16 protein-coding genes are annotated in these 19,013 nt (G+C 72.4%); 14 read left to right on the forward strand and 2 right to left on the reverse strand.

Annotated elements, in window-relative coordinates; genetic code table 11:
• Window positions 1–7 precede the first annotated feature (7 nt).
• The 14 genes from AC1VWI_RS39425 (at window position 8) to AC1VWI_RS39490 (ending at window position 16,819) form a co-directional block, all read left to right on the forward strand.
• Entirely contained in the window at window positions 8–1,012 is a 1,005-nt protein-coding gene (locus tag AC1VWI_RS39425) for a sugar phosphate isomerase/epimerase family protein (RefSeq protein ID WP_499515840.1), read from the forward strand.
• A gap of 426 nt (window positions 1,013–1,438) precedes the next feature.
• Window positions 1,439–5,026 carry a ThuA domain-containing protein gene (locus AC1VWI_RS39430; protein ID WP_499515841.1) on the forward strand — a complete coding sequence of 1,196 codons (3,588 nt, stop codon included), beginning with the start codon at window positions 1,439–1,441 and terminating at the stop codon, window positions 5,024–5,026.
• Window positions 5,027–5,120: 94 nt separating this feature from the next.
• Window positions 5,121–6,275, forward strand: coding sequence for an inositol-3-phosphate synthase (locus AC1VWI_RS39435; RefSeq protein ID WP_499515842.1), 1,155 nt, complete (start codon window positions 5,121–5,123; stop codon window positions 6,273–6,275).
• Window positions 6,272–7,489: an SCO3242 family prenyltransferase gene (locus AC1VWI_RS39440; RefSeq protein WP_499515843.1), complete on the forward strand. Its 1,218-nt coding sequence runs from the start codon at window positions 6,272–6,274 to the stop codon at window positions 7,487–7,489. Before AC1VWI_RS39435 ends, AC1VWI_RS39440 begins: the two co-directional genes overlap by 4 nt.
• Window positions 7,486–8,343 (forward strand): sugar phosphate isomerase/epimerase family protein, encoded by an 858-nt coding sequence (locus tag AC1VWI_RS39445; protein WP_499515844.1) that lies wholly within the window; start codon window positions 7,486–7,488, stop codon window positions 8,341–8,343. The genes AC1VWI_RS39440 and AC1VWI_RS39445 overlap by 4 nt, the downstream gene beginning before the upstream one ends.
• On the forward strand, window positions 8,340–8,975 hold the full coding sequence (locus tag AC1VWI_RS39450) for an EboA domain-containing protein (protein ID WP_499515845.1): 636 nt from the start codon (window positions 8,340–8,342) through the stop codon (window positions 8,973–8,975). The genes AC1VWI_RS39445 and AC1VWI_RS39450 overlap by 4 nt, the downstream gene beginning before the upstream one ends.
• A complete protein-coding gene (locus AC1VWI_RS39455; RefSeq protein WP_499515846.1) occupies window positions 8,975–9,823 on the forward strand; it encodes a TatD family hydrolase in 849 nt (282 codons plus the stop codon). Before AC1VWI_RS39450 ends, AC1VWI_RS39455 begins: the two co-directional genes overlap by 1 nt.
• A 13-nt stretch (window positions 9,824–9,836) precedes the next feature.
• A complete protein-coding gene (gene eboE, locus AC1VWI_RS39460; RefSeq protein ID WP_499515847.1) occupies window positions 9,837–11,006 on the forward strand; it encodes a metabolite traffic protein EboE in 1,170 nt (389 codons plus the stop codon).
• Window positions 11,003–12,391: an alkaline phosphatase family protein gene (locus tag AC1VWI_RS39465; RefSeq protein ID WP_499515848.1), complete on the forward strand. Its 1,389-nt coding sequence runs from the start codon at window positions 11,003–11,005 to the stop codon at window positions 12,389–12,391. Before eboE ends, AC1VWI_RS39465 begins: the two co-directional genes overlap by 4 nt.
• Before the next feature lie 34 nt (window positions 12,392–12,425).
• Window positions 12,426–13,475: a sugar phosphate isomerase/epimerase family protein gene (locus AC1VWI_RS39470; protein WP_499515849.1), complete on the forward strand. Its 1,050-nt coding sequence runs from the start codon at window positions 12,426–12,428 to the stop codon at window positions 13,473–13,475.
• A gap of 558 nt (window positions 13,476–14,033) precedes the next feature.
• Window positions 14,034–14,270: a hypothetical protein gene (locus tag AC1VWI_RS39475; protein WP_499515850.1), complete on the forward strand. Its 237-nt coding sequence runs from the start codon at window positions 14,034–14,036 to the stop codon at window positions 14,268–14,270.
• A gap of 237 nt (window positions 14,271–14,507) precedes the next feature.
• Window positions 14,508–15,251 carry an SDR family oxidoreductase gene (locus AC1VWI_RS39480; protein ID WP_499515851.1) on the forward strand — a complete coding sequence of 248 codons (744 nt, stop codon included), beginning with the start codon at window positions 14,508–14,510 and terminating at the stop codon, window positions 15,249–15,251.
• Window positions 15,252–15,473: 222 nt separating this feature from the next.
• A complete protein-coding gene (locus AC1VWI_RS39485; RefSeq protein WP_499515852.1) occupies window positions 15,474–16,379 on the forward strand; it encodes an SDR family oxidoreductase in 906 nt (301 codons plus the stop codon).
• A 104-nt stretch (window positions 16,380–16,483) separates the two neighbouring features.
• On the forward strand, window positions 16,484–16,819 hold the full coding sequence (locus AC1VWI_RS39490; RefSeq protein WP_499515853.1) for a nuclear transport factor 2 family protein: 336 nt from the start codon (window positions 16,484–16,486) through the stop codon (window positions 16,817–16,819).
• Between the two features lie 118 nt (window positions 16,820–16,937).
• On the opposite strand, the gene AC1VWI_RS39495 is transcribed toward AC1VWI_RS39490, so the two are convergent.
• Window positions 16,938–17,642, reverse strand: a complete 705-nt coding sequence (locus tag AC1VWI_RS39495) for a TetR/AcrR family transcriptional regulator (RefSeq protein WP_499515854.1) — start codon at window positions 17,640–17,642, stop codon at window positions 16,938–16,940.
• A gap of 109 nt (window positions 17,643–17,751) precedes the next feature.
• A complete protein-coding gene (locus AC1VWI_RS39500; RefSeq protein WP_499515855.1) occupies window positions 17,752–18,897 on the reverse strand; it encodes an alpha/beta hydrolase in 1,146 nt (381 codons plus the stop codon).
• Between the last annotated feature and the right edge of the window lie 116 nt (window positions 18,898–19,013).

A 19,013-nucleotide genomic window follows, 5' to 3' on the forward strand; every position in this document is an offset into this window, starting at 1 on the left:
CCTCGCCGTGCCACGACCCTTCACCCTCTTCACCGGCCAGTGGGCCGACCTGCCCCTGGAGGAGGTCTGCCGGCTCGCCCGCGACTTCGGTTACGACGGGCTCGAACTCGCCTGCTGGGGCGACCACTTCGAGGTCGACAAGGCCCTGGCCGACCCCGCCTACCTGGACGGGCGGCGGGCGCTGCTCGACAAGTACGGCCTGAAGTGCTGGGCGGTCTCCAACCACCTGGTCGGACAGGCCGTCTGCGACAACCCGATCGACGAGCGCCACAAGGGGATCCTGCCCGCCCGGATCTGGGGCGACGGTGAGCCGGAGGGCGTCCGGCAGCGGGCCGCGCGCGAGCTGGCCGACACCGCGCGCGCCGCGGCCGCCTTCGGGGTGCGCACCGTCATCGGCTTCACCGGCTCGTCGATCTGGCACCTGGTCGCCATGTTCCCGCCGGTCCCGGAGCGGATGATCGAGCGCGGCTTCGAGGACTTCGCCGAGCGGTGGAACCCGATCCTGGACGTCTACGACGCCGAAGGGGTCCGCTTCGCCCACGAGGTCCACCCGGCCGAGATCGCCTACGACTACTGGACCACGCACCGCGCGCTGGAGGCCGTCGGCCACCGGCCGGCCTTCGGGCTGAACTTCGACCCGAGCCACTTCGTGTGGCAGGACCTCGACCCCGTCGGGTTCCTGTGGGACTTCAAGGACCGCATCTACCACGTCGACTGCAAGGAGGCCCGCAAGCGCCTCGACGGCCGCAACGGGCGCATGGGCTCCCACCTGCCGTGGGGCGACCCGCGGCGCGGCTGGGACTTCGTCTCGGCCGGGCACGGCGACGTGCCGTGGGAGGACGTGTTCCGGATGCTCCGGTCGATCGGATACGACGGCCCGATCTCCGTCGAGTGGGAGGACGCCGGGATGGACCGCCTCGCGGGCGCCCCGGAAGCGCTTTCCCTCCTGAAGCGGTACGACTTCGACCCGCCTGCGGCGTCGTTCGACGCCGCGTTCGGAGGCAACGACTAGGCGTCACCGCAGGTCACAGCGCACATCCCGCAGCCCGGCGGCCACCGCCGCCGGGCCTGTCGGGCTGCCCGGGCCCAGCTTTGTCCTGACGCTGGAGAAAGTTCAACTTATTCACCGCGCAAGGCCTTTCGGTCCCGGACGAACCCGGCTACCGTCCCTGAGGTGTACAGGACACAGGCCGGAAACACGAGGCCGGTCCTGAGCGGCACCCGACCAGCGTGACGGCGCACGCCGGTCCCCGGATCTTCCGCACGGCAGCTGCATCCGCCCGTACGACCTTCCCGGAGGACACACGTGCACAGAAAACGGCCCGGAGCATCCAGAAGCCGATTCCGGCAGGGACTCGCGCTCCTCACCGGCGGCCTCCTCGCCGCCACGTCCCTCGTCATCTCCGCCCCCTCAGGTGCCTCGGCCCAGCCCCTCGATATGGAGCCCGCGGCCGCGGCGGCGGAGGAGTTCCAGCAGGTCACCCTCGCCAAGGGGGAGCCCGAGACGGGCGAGCCCATGTCCCTCGCGGTCCTGCCCGACCGCAGCGTGCTGCACACCTCGCGCGACGGCGAGCTGCGCAGGACCGACGCCGCCGGCACCACCACCGTGATCGGAACGGTCCCCGTCTACACGCACGACGAGGAGGGCCTCCAGGGCGTCGGCATCGACCCGGACTTCAGTGAGAACCGGGCGATCTTCCTCTACTACGCGCCCCCGCTCGACACCCCCGCAGGCGACGCCCCCGACCAGGGGACGGCCGAGGACTTCGCCAAGTTCGACGGCGTCAACCGGCTCTCGCGCTTCACGCTGAACGCTGACTGGACCCTCGACAACGCCAGCGAGAAGAAGGTCCTCGACGTCGCCACGACCCGCGGCATCTGCTGTCACGTCGGCGGTGACATCGACTTCGACGCCCAGGGCAACCTGTACCTGTCGACCGGCGACGACTCCAACCCCTTCGCCTCCGACGGCTACGCGCCCATCGACGACCGCCCGGGCCGCAACCCCGCATACGACGCCCGCCGCACCTCCGGCAACACCAACGACCTGCGCGGCAAGCTGCTGCGGATCAAGGTCGCCGAGGACGGGTCGTACACGATCCCCGAGGGGAACCTCTTCGCCCCGGGCACGGACAAGACCCGGCCCGAGATCTACGCCATGGGCTTCCGCAACCCGTTCCGTTTCAGCGTCGACAGGAAGACCGGCATCGCCTACGTCGGCGACTACGGGCCCGACGCCGGCGCGGCCGACCCCAAGCGCGGTCCCGGCGGCCAGGTCGAGTTCGCCCGGGTGACGAAGGCCGGCAACTTCGGCTGGCCCTTCTGCACCGGGAAGAACGACCCGTACGTCGACTACGACTTCGCGACCGGGCAGTCCGGAGCGACCTTCGACTGCGCCGCGCCGAAGAACGACTCGCCGTACAACACCGGCCTGACCGACCTGCCGCCCGCGCAGGCGGCGTGGATCCCCTACGACGGCGGTTCCGTGCCGGAGTTCGGCAGCGGCTCGGAGTCCCCGATGGGCGGCCCGGTCTACCGGTACGACCCCGAGCTGGACTCCCCGGTGAAGTTCCCCGAGGCCTACGACGGCGACTTCTTCGCCGGCGAGTTCGGGCGCCGCTGGATCAAGCGCATCGACCAGGGCGAGGACGGCACGGTCCAGTCCATCAACGACGTGCCCTGGACCGGCACGCAGATCATGGACATGGCCTTCGGCCCGGACGGCGCGCTGTACGTCCTCGACTACGGCACCGCCTGGTTCGGCGGTGACGAGCACTCCGCCCTCTACCGGATCGAGAACGCCACCGACGGCCGCTCCCCGAGCGCCGAGGCGTCCGCGAACAAGACCTCGGGCACCGCACCGCTGAAGGTCACCTTCTCCTCGGCCGGTACCACCGACCCCGACGGCGACACGCTCGCCTACAGCTGGGACTTCGGCGACGGCGGCACCTCCACCGCGGCCAACCCCGCGCACACCTACCGCACGAACGGCACCTACACCGCGACCCTTGACGTGAAGGACCCGACCGGCCGCACCGCGTCCGCGAGCGTCCAGGTCGTCGTCGGCAACACCGCGCCCAAGGTGACCCTGGACCTGCCCGCCGAGGGAGCCCTGTTCAGCTTCGGCGACGACATCCCGTTCAAGGTGACCGTCACCGACCCCGAGGACGGGACCATCGACTGCTCCAAGGTCAAGGTCACCTACATCCTCGGCCACGACAGCCACGGCCACCCCGTGACCTCGGTCAACGGCTGCTCCGGCACCATCAAGACCTCCGCCGACGGCGGCCACGACCCCAACGCCAACATCTTCGGCGTCATCGACGCCGAGTACACCGACGGCGGGGGCGGCGGCCAGGAGGCGCTCGCCGGCCACGACCAGGCGCAGCTGCAGCCGCGCCACCGGCAGGCCGAGCACTTCACAGGCTCGTCCGGCGTCGACCTGTTCGACAAGGCCGAGGCCCACGGCGGCCGCACCGTCGGCAACATCGACGACAGCGACTGGATCTCCTTCAAGCCCTACAACCTCACCGGCTCCGTCCGGCTGACCGCCCGCGTTTCCTCCGGAGGCTCCGGCGGCTTCCTCGAGGTGCGCACCGGCTCGGCGACCGGCCCGATCCTGGGCTCCGCCCCCGTCCCGGTCACCGGCAGCTGGGAGACCTTCCAGGAGATCGACGTACCGCTGCGCGCCGTGCCGAAGAAGACCACCGAGCTCTTCCTGGTCTTCAAGGGCGGCTCCGGGGCGCTGTACGACCTGGACGACTTCGAGCTCTCCGACGTTCCGGCCGACCGCGCCGCAAAGCGCGTCCTGGTCTTCTCCAGGACCGCCGGCTTCCGCCACGACGCCATCCCGACCGGCATCGCCGCGCTGAAGGAGCTCGGAGCCTCCGCCAACATCACCGTCGACTCGACCGAGGAGCCGAAGCAGTTCACCACGAACAACCTGGCCCGCTACGACGCCGTGGTGTTCCTGTCGACCACCGGTGACGTCCTCAACGCCGATCAGCAGCAGGCGTTCGAGAACTACGTCAAGGGCGGGGGCGCCTACATGGGCGTCCACGCCGCCGCCGACACCGAGTACGACTGGCCCTTCTACGGCGGCCTCGTCGGCGCCTACTTCCAGGGGCACCCGCAGATCCAGAAGGCCACCGTCCGCGCCGAGGACCACGACCACCCGGCCACCGCGCACCTCGACGAGGCCGGCTGGGAGCGCACCGACGAGTGGTACAACTACCGCACCAACCCGCGCGGCCAGGCCCGCGTCCTCGCCACCCTGGACGAGACCACCTACCAGGGCGGCACGATGAAGGGCGACCACCCGATCGCGTGGTGCCAGACCTACCAGTCCGGCCGCTCCTTCTACACCGGTCTCGGGCACACCAAGGAGTCCTACGCCGAGCCGGCCTTCCGCCAGCACCTCCTGGGCGGACTGCGCTACGCCGTCGGACAGGTCAAGGCCGACTGCAAGCCGCAGACGGGCTACCGCGACCTGTTCAACGGGTACACCTCGGAGGGCTGGAAGCAGGCGGGCCCCGGCAAGTTCAACGTCGTCGACGGTGAACTGCGCACCGAGGGCGGCATGGGCCTGCTGTGGTACCAGGCCAAGCAGTACGGCGCGTACTCCCTGAAGCTCGACTGGAAGATGGACGGCGACGACAACTCCGGTGTCTTCGTGGGCTTCCCGGCCTCCGACGACCCCTGGTCCGCGGTGGACAAGGGCTACGAGATCCAGATCGACGCCTCGGACGCCCCCGACCGCACCACCGGCTCCGTCTACAGCTTCAAGTCGGCCAACCTCAAGGCCCGCGACCAGGTGCTGCGTCCCCCGGGCCAGTGGAACAGCTACGAGATCAAGGTCCAGGGTGAACGGCTCCAGGTCTTCCTCAACGGAGTCAAGATCAACGACTTCACCAACACCGACCCCGCCCGCAGTCTGAAGGACGGCTACATCGGCCTGCAGAACCACGGGGCCGACGACCAGGTGTCCTTCCGGAACGTACAGATCAAGGAACTTCCCTCCTCGTAGGGCAGTCCCTGCCGGCACCCACGAGCCGGCGGCGGGCGGGGAGACGCCGTGCCCCCGCCCGCCGCCCCCCACCACTCGCACCAGGGAGGCAGCCGTGACGAACCCGCCCGCCCCGGCACCGGCATCGGACCACCAGTCGCCCACGCGCACCGGAGTGTGGCTCATCGGAGCCCGCGGCTCCGTCGCCACCACCGCCGTCGCGGGATGCGCGGCGATCACCGCCGGGCTCCACCCCGCGACGGGCATGGTGAGCGAGACCGCTCCCTTCGCCGCGGCCGGCCTCCCACCCCTTCCTTCCCTGGTCTTCGGCGGCCACGACACGGCCGCCTGCCCGCTGGGCAAGCGGGCCGAACAGCTCGCGGAGGGCGGCGTGCTGCCGTACGGCCTGCCGGCCGCGCTCCGCGCCGAACTCGCCGCCGCCGACGCCGAGATCCGCACCGGCGGCCCGCTCCCCGGCGACACCCGCGGTGACCAGGAGCTGATCGCGGCGTTCGCGGCGGACATCACCGCCTTCACCCACCGCCACGACCTGGCGCGGACCGTCGTCGTCAACGTCGCCTCCACCGAGCCCGTTCCCGAGCCCGGGAGCGACCGTCTTCCGGCGAGCTCCCTCTACGCGGCGGCGGCGATCGAGGCCGGATGCGCCTACGTGAACTTCACCCCCTCCACCGGGATACGGACCCGGGACCTCGCCGAGGCGGCCTCCGCCCGCGGCCTGCCCCACGCGGGACGGGACGGCAAGACGGGGCAGACCCTGCTCCGCTCCGTCCTCGCCCCGATGTTCGTGCAACGCGCCCTGTCGGTACGGGCCTGGTCCGGCACCAACCTGCTCGGCGGCGGCGACGGGGCGGTCCTCGCCGACCCCGCGGCGGCCGCGGCGAAGAACGCCGGCAAGGAGCGCGTCCTCGCAGACGCCCTCGGCGCCGCCCCCGAGGGCGAGGTGCACATCGACGACGTCCCCGCCCTCGGCGACTGGAAGACGGCCTGGGACCACATCGCCTTCGACGGCTTCCTCGGCACCCGCATGGTCCTCCAGACCACCTGGCAGGGATGCGACTCCGCCCTCGCCGCCCCGCTCGTCCTCGACCTCGCACGCTTCGCGGCCCGCGCCCAGGAGGCCGGTCTGAGCGGACCCCTCCCCGAGCTGGGCTTCTACTTCAAGGACCCCGACCCGGGCGCCCCCGCGGCGCTCTCCGAGCAGTACGGGGAGCTGCTGGCCCTCGCCGTGAGGCTGGGGGAGTCCCGGTGAGGGCACCTGGAGCCGGACGGCTGCGGGCCCTGGCCGTCGTGGCGGCCCTCGGCGTCGTGACGGCGTTCGCCGCGCGCCGCCCACCGCGCGGCACGGTGCACGACACCGTCCCGCGGGACGGGGCGGCACGCGGCACCCACCGGCCCGGGGCGGAGGAGGGGGCCGCCCCGGGCGGGTGCGGCGACGCCCGGCCCGCCGGGCCCGGGAGCGCCGACGACGCCGAGGCGGAGCGGCCCGCACCGGCCCCACGGCTGTGGGACTGGGCCGAACTCCTGCGCGTCTCGGCCCTGTTCACCGTCCCGGGCGACGCCCTCGCGGGCGCCGCCGCGACCGGACGCGGTCCCCGTCGCGGCACCTTCCTCGCCATCGGCAGCTCGCTGTGCCTCTACCACGCGGGCATGGCGCTCAACGACTGGGCCGACCGCGACGAGGACGCCGTCGACCGCCCCCACCGCCCCCTCCCCTCCGGCCGGATCAGCCCGGCCGCCGCCCTGACGGCCGCCGGGGCGCTCACCGCGGCCGGCCTGGCGCTCGCGGCCCGCGCGGGACGCGCCCCGCTCGCCCTCGCCACCACCCTCGCGGTGACGGTCTGGGCGTACGACCTGCGCCTGAAGCACACGGCGGCGGGACCGGCCGCCATGGCCACCGCACGCGCCCTCGACCTCGTGCTCGGCGCGACGGCCACCCGCCCCCGGGCGCTCGCCGCCGCGCTGCCCCACGCCGCCCTGCTCGGCGCGCACACCTACGCGGTCACCACCGTCTCCCGCAACGAGACGCGGGGCGGCTCCAGCAGGGCACCGATCGCCGCACTGGTCACGACCACGGCGATCGCCGCCGTCACGGCCGACGCCGCCCGGACGCTGCACCACCTGCGTGCGTCCACACGCCCGCCGTCGGCCACCGCCCGGCACGGGGCGGGCGGTGGCCGACGCGGGCGACCGGCCCCCAGGACGGAGCAACCACCGGCCCTGCCCCACGTCATGACGGCACTGGCCTCCGCCGCCTACGCCGGCACCGCGTTCACCCCCTTCCTGCACGCGGCTCTCAACCCGTCACCACAACTCACCCAGCGCGCGGTCGGCGGTGGGATCCGCGCCATGATCCCGTTGCAGGCCGCCCTGGCGGCCCGCTCCGGCTCGGGAGCATCCGCGGCGGCCGTCCTCGCCCTCGGCCCCGTCGCCCGCCGGGTCGCCAGGAAGGTGAGCCCCACATGAGCCTGCGCCTCGGCTACGGAACCAACGGCCTCACCGACCTCCGCCTCGACGACGCCCTCTCCCTCCTCGCCGAACTGGGCTACGACGGGGTCGGACTCACCCTCGACCACATGCACCTCGACCCGCTGGCACCCGGCCTCGCCGCCCGCACCCGCCGCCTCGCGGGACGGCTGTCCGCCCTCGGCCTCGAGGTCACCGTCGAGACCGGCGCCCGCTACGTCCTCGACCCGCGCCGCAAGCACGGTCCCTCCCTCCTCGACCCGGACCCCGACGCCCGCGCCGCCCGCACCCGGCTGCTCGTCCGCGCCGTCCGGGTCGCCGCCGACCTCGGGGCCCACGCCGTGCACTGCTTCAGCGGGATCACGCCCGCCGGCACGTCGTCCGCCACCGCCTGGCAGCGGCTCGAAGGCGCCCTCGCACCCGTCCTGGACGCGGCGTCCACCGCCGGGATCCCGCTCGCGGTCGAGCCCGAGCCCGGTCACCTCCTCGCATGCCTCGACGACTTCCACCACCTGCGCGGCCTGCTCGGCGACCCCGAACCCCTCGGACTCACCCTCGACATCGGCCACTGCCAGTGCCTGGAACCGGCGCCCCCCGCCGACTGCGTCAAACAGGCCGCCCCCTGGCTCCGCCACGTCCAGATCGAGGACATGCGCCGCGGCGTCCACGAACACCTCCCCTTCGGCGACGGGGAGATCGACTTCCCGCCCGTCCTCCAGGCCCTGGCGGACACCGGCTACGAGGGCCTGACCGTCGTCGAACTTCCCCGCCACTCCCACGCCGGACCCGAACTCGCCCGCACCTCCCTCGACTTCCTGCGCTCCCACACCCCCGCGAACGGAGCCACGGCATGACGACACCCACCCGCGAGGGCCTCCACGCCCGGCTCGGCGACGCCGCCGGCGCCTGGCTCGACGCGGCCCTCGCCGAAGCCGGAGCCGCCCGCGACGGCACCACGGACGACGACACCCCCACCGCAACCTCCTCCGTGCCCGCCTGGGAACAGCGCTTCGCCTCCGCGGGCCGCCACTGCGGCCAGGAGCACGCCGACGCCGCCCGCGTGCTGCTCCTACGGGAGGCCCGCGCCGACGCCGCCACGCTGACCCGCCTGTACCGGCAGGGCACCGCCGCGGAGCGCCGCGCCGTCCTCCTCGCGCTGCCGCACCGCGCGCCGGCCCCCGCCGACGGGGTGCCCCTCGTCGAGGACGCCCTGCGCACCAACGACACGCGGCTCGTCGCCGCCGCCGTCGGCCCCTACGCCGCGGAGCACCTCGACCCGCACACCTGGCGGCACGCGCTCCTGAAGTGCCTGTTCACCGGAGTGCCGGTGGACGCGGCCGCCCGGCTCGAGCACCGGGCACGCGGCGACGCGGAACTGGCCCGCATGCTCGGCGACTACGCGGCGGAACGCACCGCCGCGGGCCGGCCCGTCCCCGCGGACCTCCACCGCGTCCTCTCCCTGACGTCCCGGACGGAGGAGTCCTGATGCGCATCTTCGACCCCCACATCCACATGACCTCCCGCACCACGGACGACTACGAGGCCATGTACGCCGCGGGTGTCCGCGCCCTGGTCGAACCCTCCTTCTGGCTCGGTCAGCCCCGCACCTGCCCCGAGTCCTTCTTCGACTACTTCGACTCCCTCCTGGGCTGGGAACCCTTCCGCGCGGCGCAGTACGGCATCGCCCACCACTGCACCGTCGCCCTGAACCCCAAGGAGGCGAACGACCCGCGCTGCCTCCCCGTCCTCGACGCGCTGCCCCGGTTCCTCGTCAAGGACAACGTCGTCGCCGTCGGCGAGATCGGCTACGACTCGATGACCCCCGCCGAGGACACCGCCCTCGCCACCCAGCTCCAGCTCGCCGCCGACCACGGACTGCCCGCCCTCGTCCACACCCCGCACCGCGACAAGCTCACCGGGATGCGCCGCACCATCGACGTCGTCCGCGAGTCCGCGCTCGACCCCGAGCACGTCCTGCTCGACCACCTGAACGAGACCACGGTGAAGGAGGCCGCCGACAGCGGCTGCTGGCTGGGCTTCTCCATCTACCCCGACACCAAGATGGACGAGGACCGCATGGTCGCCGTGCTGAAGGCCTACGGCACCGAGAAGACGCTGGTCAACTCCGCGGCGGACTGGGGGAAGAGCGACCCCCTCAAGACCCGCAGGACCGCGGACGCCATGCTCGCCGCCGGCTTCACCGACGACGACGTCGACCAGGTCCTGTGGCGCAACCCCGTCGCCTTCTACGGACGCAGCGGCAAGCTGCAGCTCGACGTCCCGGCCCCCGCGGACCTGCACGAGGGCAACTCCATCCTCCGCGGCGGGGAATGAGGAGGCGGTACCCATGCGCTTCCGGCACCCCGACGGCTCCGTCGTCCACCTGGCCTACTGCACCAACGTCCATCCCGCGGAGACGCTCGACGGAGTCCTCTCGCAGCTCCGCGACCACTGCGAACCCGTCCGCAAACGGCTGGGCCGGGACCGCCTCGGCATCGGGCTGTGGCTCGCCAAGGACGCCGCGCGCGCCCTCCACACCGATCCGGCGGCCCTGCGCGGGCTGCGCACCGCACTCGACCGCCGCGGCCTCGAGGTCGTCACCCTCAACGGCTTCCCCTACCAGGGCTTCGGCGCCGCCGAGGTCAAGTACCGGGTCTACCGCCCCGACTGGACCGAGCCGGAGCGGCTCGCCTACACCAGCGGCCTCGCCGACCTCCTCGCCGCCCTGCTCCCCGCCGACGTCACCGAGGGATCGATCTCCACCCTCCCGCTCGCCTGGCGCACCCTCTGGGACGAGCATGCCGCGCGGAGTGCCAGGACCGCCCTCACCACCCTCGCCGGACGGCTCGACGCGCTGGCCGAACTCACCGGCAAGTCCATCAGGATCGCCCTGGAACCCGAACCGGGCTGCATCGTCGAGACCACCGCGGACGCGATAGAGCCCCTCACGGCGATCGCCCACCCCCGCATCGGCGTGTGCGTCGACACCTGCCATCTCGCCACCTCCTTCGAAGAACCCGCCGCCGCGCTGGACGCGCTCACCGCAGCGGGCATCACCATCCCCAAGGTCCAGCTCTCCGCCGCCCTGCACGCCGAACACCCGCACCTGCAGGACGTACGCGACGCGCTCGCCGCCTTTTCCGAACCCCGCTTCCTGCACCAGACGCGCGCCCGCACCGCCGGCGGCCTGCACGGCACCGACGACCTCCACCAGGCGCTCACCGAGGGGCCGCTCCCCACCGGCGCACCCTGGCGCGCCCACTTCCACGTGCCGCTGCACGCACCGCCGGCGCCTCCGCTCACCTCCACCGTCCCCGTCCTGAAGGACGCCCTCGCCCGCCTCGTCGGTGGCCCGTCCCCGCTGACCCACCACCTCGAGGTCGAGACCTACACCTGGCAGGCCCTCCCCGCCGAGCTGCGCCCGCGCACCCGCGCCCAGCTCGCCGACGGCATCGCCGCCGAACTCGGTCTGGCCCGGGACCTCCTCCACGACCTCGGCCTGAAGGAACTCCCATGACCGACACCGCCGGGCCGGCCCCCCTCCTCGTCCTCGACGTCGTCGGCCTCACCCCCCGGCTCCTGGACCACATGCCGCATCTGAGGCGGCTCGCGGACAGCGGCTCACAGGCCCCGCTCGGCACCGTCCTGCCCGCGGTGACCTGCGCCGCCCAGTCCACCTTCCTCACGGGTGCGCCGCCCGCCGGGCACGGCATCGTCGGCAACGGCTGGTACTTCCGTGAACTCGGCGACGTCCTGCTGTGGCGCCAGCACAACGGTCTCGTCGCAGGCGACAAGCTGTGGGACGCCGCCCGCCGTGCCCACCCGGGCTACACCGTGGCCAACATCTGCTGGTGGTACGCCATGGGCGCCGACACCGATGTCACGGTCACCCCGCGCCCCGTCTACTACGCGGACGGCCGCAAGGAGCCCGACTGCTACACCCGGCCCCCCGAGCTCCACGACGAGCTCACCGACGCCCTCGGGACCTTCCCCCTCTTCCACTTCTGGGGCCCCGGCGCCGACATCGTCTCCAGCCGCTGGATCATCGACGCCACCCGGCACATCCTGCGCACCCGCACACCTGACCTCGCCCTCTGCTACCTCCCGCACCTCGACTACGACCTGCAGCGGTTCGGCCCGGACGACCCCCGCTCCCGCCGCGCGGCCACCGAGCTGGACGAGGCCCTGGCCCCGCTCCTCGACGACACACGCAGGGAGGGCCGCACGGTGGTGGCGCTCTCCGAGTACGCGATCACGCCGGTCAGCCGCCCCGTCGACATCAACCGCGAACTGCGGCGCGCCGGGCTGCTGGAGGTCCACACCCAGGACGGGATGGAGTACCTCGACGCGATGGCCTCCCGCGCGTTCGCGGTCGCCGACCACCAGATCGCCCACGTGTACGTGCGCCGTCCCGAGGACCTCGAAGCCACCCGCAAGGTCCTCGCCACCCTGCCCGGCGTCGCCGAACTCCTCGACGACGAGGGCAAGAAGCGGCACGGTCTGGACCATCCGCGCTCCGGCGAGCTCGTCGCCGTGGCGGACCCGGACGCCTGGTTCACGTACTACTACTGGCTCGACGACGACAGGGCACCCGACTTCGCCCGGCTCGTCGAGATCCACCGCAAACCCGGCTACGACCCCGTCGAGCTGTTCATGGACCCGGCGGACCCCTACGTCCGCGTCAAGGCCGCCACCGCACTGGCCCGCAAGAAGCTCGGCATGCGCTACCGCATGGCGGTCGTGCCGCTCGACCCCTCGCCTATTCGCGGCAGCCACGGCCGCCTCCCGGCGAGCGACGAAGAAGGTCCGCTCATCCTCTGCTCCATCCCCCGTGCCGTCGGCGGCCGCGTCGCGGCCACCGAAGTGAAGTCCCTGCTCCTGCGCCTGGCAGGACTCCACTGAACCACACATCACCGACGCCAAGGAGTTGTCCACAATGACCAGCACGCGTCGTAACAGCACCCCCGACCCGGAGCTCAGCCGCAAGCTCAGCAGACGCGGCATGCTGGGCGTCGCCGCCGGAGCCGGTGCCGCCGCGTTGCTCGGCCTGGCCGCCCCCACCGCCGCCGCCCAGAGCAAGGGACACGGCAAGGGCCACGGCCGCCCGGTCCTGCCTCCCGGCCGCCTCGGCATCCAGCTGTACTCGCTGCGCGACAAGGTCTCCACACTCGGCTTCGCCCCCGTCTTCGCGGAACTCCAGAAGTACGGCTACGACGAGATCGAGTACGCCGGCTACACGCAGGGCTCCGCCGGCGCCATCACCCTCGCCCAGCTCCGCCGGCTCGCCCGCGACCACGGACTGCGCGCCATCGGCAGCCACGTCGGCTACTACAACGACGGCGACCCGAACGCCTACACCTTCGCCCAGAACCTCACGAAGGTCCTCGACGACGCCCAGGCCCTCGGGCTGAAGCACATCGGAACGGCGTCCGGTCCCTGGCGGTACGGCAGCACCGTCGACGGCTGGAAGCGCTGCGCCGAGGAGTTCAACGAGTACGGCGCGGCCGCCAAGGCCCGCGGCATGAAGTTCTACCAGCACAACCACGCGGAGGAGTTCTCCTTCGCCACCGACCGCCCGGGAGTGCGGCTGTACGACGTCCTCCTCGCCGAGACCGACCCCGACCTGGTCTACCTGGAGATGGACATCTACTGGGCCTACGCGGGTCAGTTCCGGTTCTCCAAGCGTGCGGACGGCACCCCCGCCCCCTTCGACCCGCTGCGCTACGTCCTGAAGCAGCCCGACCGCTACCCGCTCTTCCACGTCAAGGACGGTGAGCACGACGACACCAACCCCGACGGTTACCGCATGGTCGACGTCGGGGACGGGGACATCGACTACCAGCGGTTCATCTCGGCCGTGACGCGCACGCACGGCGGCCGTCTCGACCACCACTGGCAGACCGAGCACGACACGCCGCCCGATTCCTTCAGCTTCGCCCGCAGGTCGAGCGCGTACCTGCACTCGCTGCGCGAGAAGGACTGCTGACGTCGTGTCGGTGACGATCTGACGCGCCGTCCGGCGTGCCGTAGGGGCCCCGTGCCCGCCGCTCGGGCGGGCCGGGGCCCTTCGTCTTCCCGGGAGAGGCCGGGCTTGCGCGTCGCCGTGACTTCGGGCAGTCCCGCGGCCGCAGCGACGCGCGAGCCCATGACCAGGGACGGAGCGGTTCCCATCCGCTCCGGGCCCGCGCTCGGCTCGGTCGTCCCGGGTGCTGGGTGGCCGCGTTGGCGTACGTTGTCGGTGACGAGGATTCACCCGTCGGGAGGTCCGGACGTGACGGTTCGTGATTACGGTGCGTGGTGGAGTGATTGAGGCCCCGTCGGACCCGTGATCATCAGGAATTCTGCGCTGTGCACGCCGTCCGCAGTCCACCGTTCGCCGCACCTGACGCGGCGTCGCGTGACGGAGCGTGACGGAATTCCGTCGTGCGGCGCGGATGTCCTCGACGCAGGCTCATCCATGTCGGAACCCTGCGGACACCGCCCCGGTGCCCGCCGAGACAGGAGAGTCAGTATGCGCGTTTCCCGTTTTGTGGCCGCTGTCGGCGTGGCCTCTGTCGTTCTGCTGGGTGGTGCCACTGCTGCCGGCGCCGCCACCCCGGACCTCGCCAGCACCAAGGGAACCCACGTCACGGGCGACCACGGTCGCGGCGGCTACGACCGTGGTCACGGCGGCCGCGGCCACCACCGTGACTCCTTCCGCTTCGACCGCGGCTTCTTCGGCTCGTACCTCTTCGGGCCCTACCTCTTCGACCCCTTCTTCTTCGGCGGTCGCTACCGCTGATCTGCGGCCGGCCTGAACGACCAGGCATGACGGCCGTCACATTCCGGGCCGCCGCCCCCGCGTGGGGGTGGCGGCCCGCGCGTGTTCGGGGGCGGTGCGCGCCGCGGACTCCTACGTGAACAGCGATAACAAGTCGACGTTATCGCCGCTTGCGTTTCCGGCGATAACGTGGCACTGTTATCAACGGAAGCGGGGCGACGGAAGGAGTCGCCCCCCTCGCGCGATCAGGAGACCGCCATGACCGAGACCACCACCACTCGCCGCGTCGCGATCGTCACGGGCGGCTCCCGCGGCATCGGCCGCGAGGTCGCGCTGCGCCTGGCCGCCGACGGCCAGGCGGTCGTCGTCGCCTACGCCGGCAACCAGGCCGACGCCGACGCGACCGTCACCCAGATCTCGGCCATCGGCGGTTCCGGCCTCGCGGTACGGGCCGACGTCGCCGACGAGAAGGCGGTCCAGGAGCTCTTCGACGCCGCGGAGCGGGAGTTCGGCGGTGTGGACGTGGTGGTCAACTCGGCCGGCCTCATGGTCCTGAACACCGTGGCGGACTTCGACCTCGACGCCCTGGACCGCATGCACCGCACCAACATCCGCGGCACCTTCGTGGTCAACCAGCAGGCCGCCCGCAGGCTCCGCGAGGGCGGCGCCGTGATCAACGTGTCCTCGTCCCAGACCCGGATCGCCACGCCGACCTACGCGGCGTACGCCGCGTCGAAGGGTGCGGTCGAGGCCATCAGCCTGATCCTGGCCCGGGAGCTGCGCGGCCGCGACATCACCGTGAACGCCGTCGCGCCCGGCCCGGTCGCCACCGACCTGTTCCTCAACGGCAAGGACGAGGCGACCATAGACCGGTTCGCGAAGCTGAACCCCCTTGAGCGCCTCGGCTCCCCTCAGGACGTCGCCGAGATCGTCTCCTTCCTGGCCGGCCCCGGTCGCTGGATCAACGGTCAGACGATCTTCGCCAACGGCGGAGCGGCCTGACCCGCCGGCCGTACGCCTCCGCGCGGCCCCAGCACGCGGCCCCTCCGGGCACCGCACCGCGGGTCCGTCCGCCGACGCCGGGTCCTCGACCCGCCCGGCACCCCGCGCCTCGACCGCCTCCTGCCCCCGGCAGGTCCTCCACCTCGCTCCACCCCACCCCGACCCGGGACCCGGACACCACAGCCGCCGGGACCGGTCCCCATCAGCCCAAGGAGATCCGTCATGTCCCCCGTGTCCTCCGTCGTCCTGGTCACCGGTGCGAGCTCCGGATTCGGCGCACTGGCCGCCCACGCCCTGGCCTCCGCGGGCCACACGGTCTACGCGAGCATGCGCGACATATCCGGCCGCAACGCCGAGCGTGCGGCGGAGGTACGTGAACGGGCCGCCCGCGAGGGCATCGACCTGCGGGTCGTCGAACTCGACGTGCTGTCCCAGGACAGCGCGGACCACGCCGTCGCCACCGTGCTGAGCGAGGCCGGCCGGCTGGACGTCCTGGTCCACAACGCGGGCCACATGGTGCTCGGCCCCACCGAGGCCTTCACCCCGGAGGAGATGGCCGCGGTCTACGACACCAATGTGCTGGGCACCCAGCGGGTGAACCGCGCCGCACTGCCCCACCTGCGGGCGCAAGGACACGGTCTGCTGCTCTGGGTCGGGTCCAGCAGCACCCGCGGGGGCACCCCGCCCTACCTGGCGCCGTACTTCGCCACGAAGGCCGCCATGGACGCCGTCGCCGTCAGCTACGCAGCCGAGGTCGCCCGCTTCGGCATCGACACCTCCATCGTCGTCCCCGGCGCCTTCACCTCCGGCACGAACCACTTCGCCAACGCGGGCCACCCCGCCGACAGCGGCACCGTCGCGGCCTACGAGACCCGCTACGAGGGCCTGACCGAGCAGGTCGGCCGCGCCCTGGCCGCCATCACCCCGGCCGACGCCGACGTGGCGGAGGTGGCCCGCGAGATCGTCCGCGTCGTCGGGCTCCCCGCAGGCAAGCGGCCGTTCCGCACCCACATCGACCCCGCCGACGACGGCTCGGAGGCCGTCTCGGAGGTCGCCGACCGCATCCGCCAGGACTTCTACCACCGGATCGGCCTGGACGACCTGCTCAGCCCCCGCGCCGAAGCCTGACGGCCCCACAGCCGACCGACTCCGCAGCCACCCGCCGCGGCATCCCGGTGCACCGGACCCTTCGGGGGCCGGTGCACCGGGAGGCACCGAGAAGGAGAACCGTCATGACCACCTCCGAGTTTCCCGAGCTTCCCGAGCCCGTACGGCGCGCCGTCGCCGCGGCGAACGCCCATGACACCGAGGCCTTCCTCGACCAGTTCACCGAGCACGGCGCGGTGGACGACTGGGGCCGCCGCTTCGAGGGCCGTGATGCGGTCCAGGGATGGAGCGACCGCGAGTTCATCGGCGTCAAGGCCTCCCTGAAGGTCACCGCGGTGACCCGGCGGGGGGACCAGGTGATCGTCTCCGCCCAGGTCGGCGGCGACGGGTTCAACGGCCCGTCGGACTTCGCCTTCACCGTCGAGGGCGACAGGGTCGCCCTGATGAGGATCACCGGCTGACCGGCAGGCGCCGGGACACGCGAACGCCCGGTGGGGAACCGTCACGTGACGGTTCCCCACCGGGCGTTCCCCTACAGCGGGACCAGCCGCGGCGGCCTGAGCCGCCGCGCGTGGCGGCTCAGGCGGAGTGCGTGATGCGGTCCAGCAGCTCGTTCAGCAGGATGCGTTCACCGGGCGTGAGGATCTCCCCGATCTCGGGGAGCACGGCCTTGAAGGCGACGGTACGGGCGATCGACCGGCGCTCCTCCTCGGTGGCCTCCTCGGGCTCCGCGGTGGTGATGGCGGCGAGTATGGCCTCCCGCGTCCGGGGCGACAGCTCCGGGTCGCGAGCCTCGGGCACCGTGGCGATCAGCGTCAGGACGACCCCGCAGCCGGCCGAGTGGATCATCAGCATGGCGCGTTCCACGTCGACGCTCAGCCGGCCCGCCTCGGCGACCCGGGTCACCAGGCTGCGGAGGACGTTGAAGGACTCCTTCACGGCGGCCGGTTCGGCCCCGGGCCTGGGCTGACCGAACATCAGCTGATATATCTCCGGGTTGGCCACACCGAACTCGATGTGCAGGTCCCAGCCCCAACGCAGGTCCTCGACCGGGTCGCTGGCCCGCACCCGGTCGGTCTTGCGGTGCAGGTAGTCGGCGAAGCCCTCCGCCGCGACGGCGTCGAGCAGGCCCTGCATGTCGCCGAACTGCCGGTAGATGGTCGGCGGCTGAACGGCCGCCGCCTTGCTGACCGACCGGGTCGAGACCGCGTCGCGGCCGCCCTCGGCGAGCAGGGCAGCGGCGGCGGACATGATCCGCTCTCGGGTGGTCGCCCTTTCATCCATGAATCGATGATAACAGAAATATGTTACCAAGGGAAACTTCTCGGTCGAAAGACCGTGAAGAGGCGGCCGGGTGTGCGGCCGCCCCTTCACGTCCCGCGAGCCGGGAGGGTTACTTGGCGGGGCCGGAGCCCTCCCCGTGCAGCGCCTCGCGCAGCGCCGTGGTGGCCTCGGCCACCGCCTTCTTGTTGGACTCGGTGCCGCGGAGGGCGTTGAGCATCATGAAGTCGTGCGTGATCTCGGGGTAGTGCGTGAGCTGGACGGGCACACCCGCCTTCCGCAGCTTCTCTGCGTACGCGGTGCCCTCGTCGTGGAGCACGTCGGAGTCCGTGATCATCAGCGCCGGCGGCAGGCCGCGCAGCTCGTCGACCGTGGCGCGCAGCGGGGCGGCCAGCGGGTTCTGCCGGTCCTTGAGGCGGGGGGCGTACGCGTCCCAGAACCACTTCATCGCGGGCTTGGTGAGCCAGCAGTTCTCCGCGAAGCGGTTGTACGAGGCGGTGTCGAAGTTCGCGTCCGTGACCGGGTACAGCATCACCTGGCGGCGGAAGTCGGGTCCGCCGCGCTGCTTGGCCATCATCGCCACGGCGGCGGTCATGTCACCGCCCACGGAGTCACCGGCGACGGCCAGCCGCGAGGGGTCCACGCCGATCTTGCCGCCGTGGTCGGCGACCCACTTGGCCACGGTGTACGCCTGCTCGACCGGCACGGGGAACTGGGCCTCGGGCGAGGGGGTGTAGTCGACGAAGACCACCGCCGCCTGCGCGCCGTTGGCGAGCTCGCGCACCAGGCGCTCGTGGGTCTTGAAGTTGCCCAGCACCCACCCGCCGCCGTGGATGTAGACGATCCCGGGCAGGTCCCCCTTGGCGCCCTCGGGCCGTACGACGTGCACGGACACCGGGCCGGTCGGTCCGCCGGGCACGGTCCGCTCGCTGATCTGCGCCGGGAGCATGTCCACCGGGCCCGCCTGCAGCTTGTTCAGCACGTCCCGGGCGGCCGTGTAGGAGAGCGTGTACAGCGGCGGGCCGTCCGCCGCCGCCAGCTGGTCGAGGAAGTCCTGGTCCTGCGGGTCCAGCCGCACCGGCGGGTTGCCGCACGGCACCTTCGGCGCGGGCGTGTCGGCGGGCACCGCGTGGTCGACGCGCAGGGCGTTCGTCGCCCTCTCACCGCAGGCTGTGAGGCCCGCGGCCGCCGCGAGGAGGACTGCGACGGCGTAGCGTGCCTTGCGTCGCGTTATGGACCGGACGTGCGGACAGGTCATTGCGGTCTCCGAACCGTGGTCGGTCGATGGCCCCCACGTGAGCAGCCTGCGGAGGCGGTACGGTCCGGACAACCGGGGATGGGCCGGGGGAGTGGCCCGCGGGCGTCGGCGCCACG

Source organism: Streptomyces sp. TOM-9 (genome assembly GCF_056858595.1).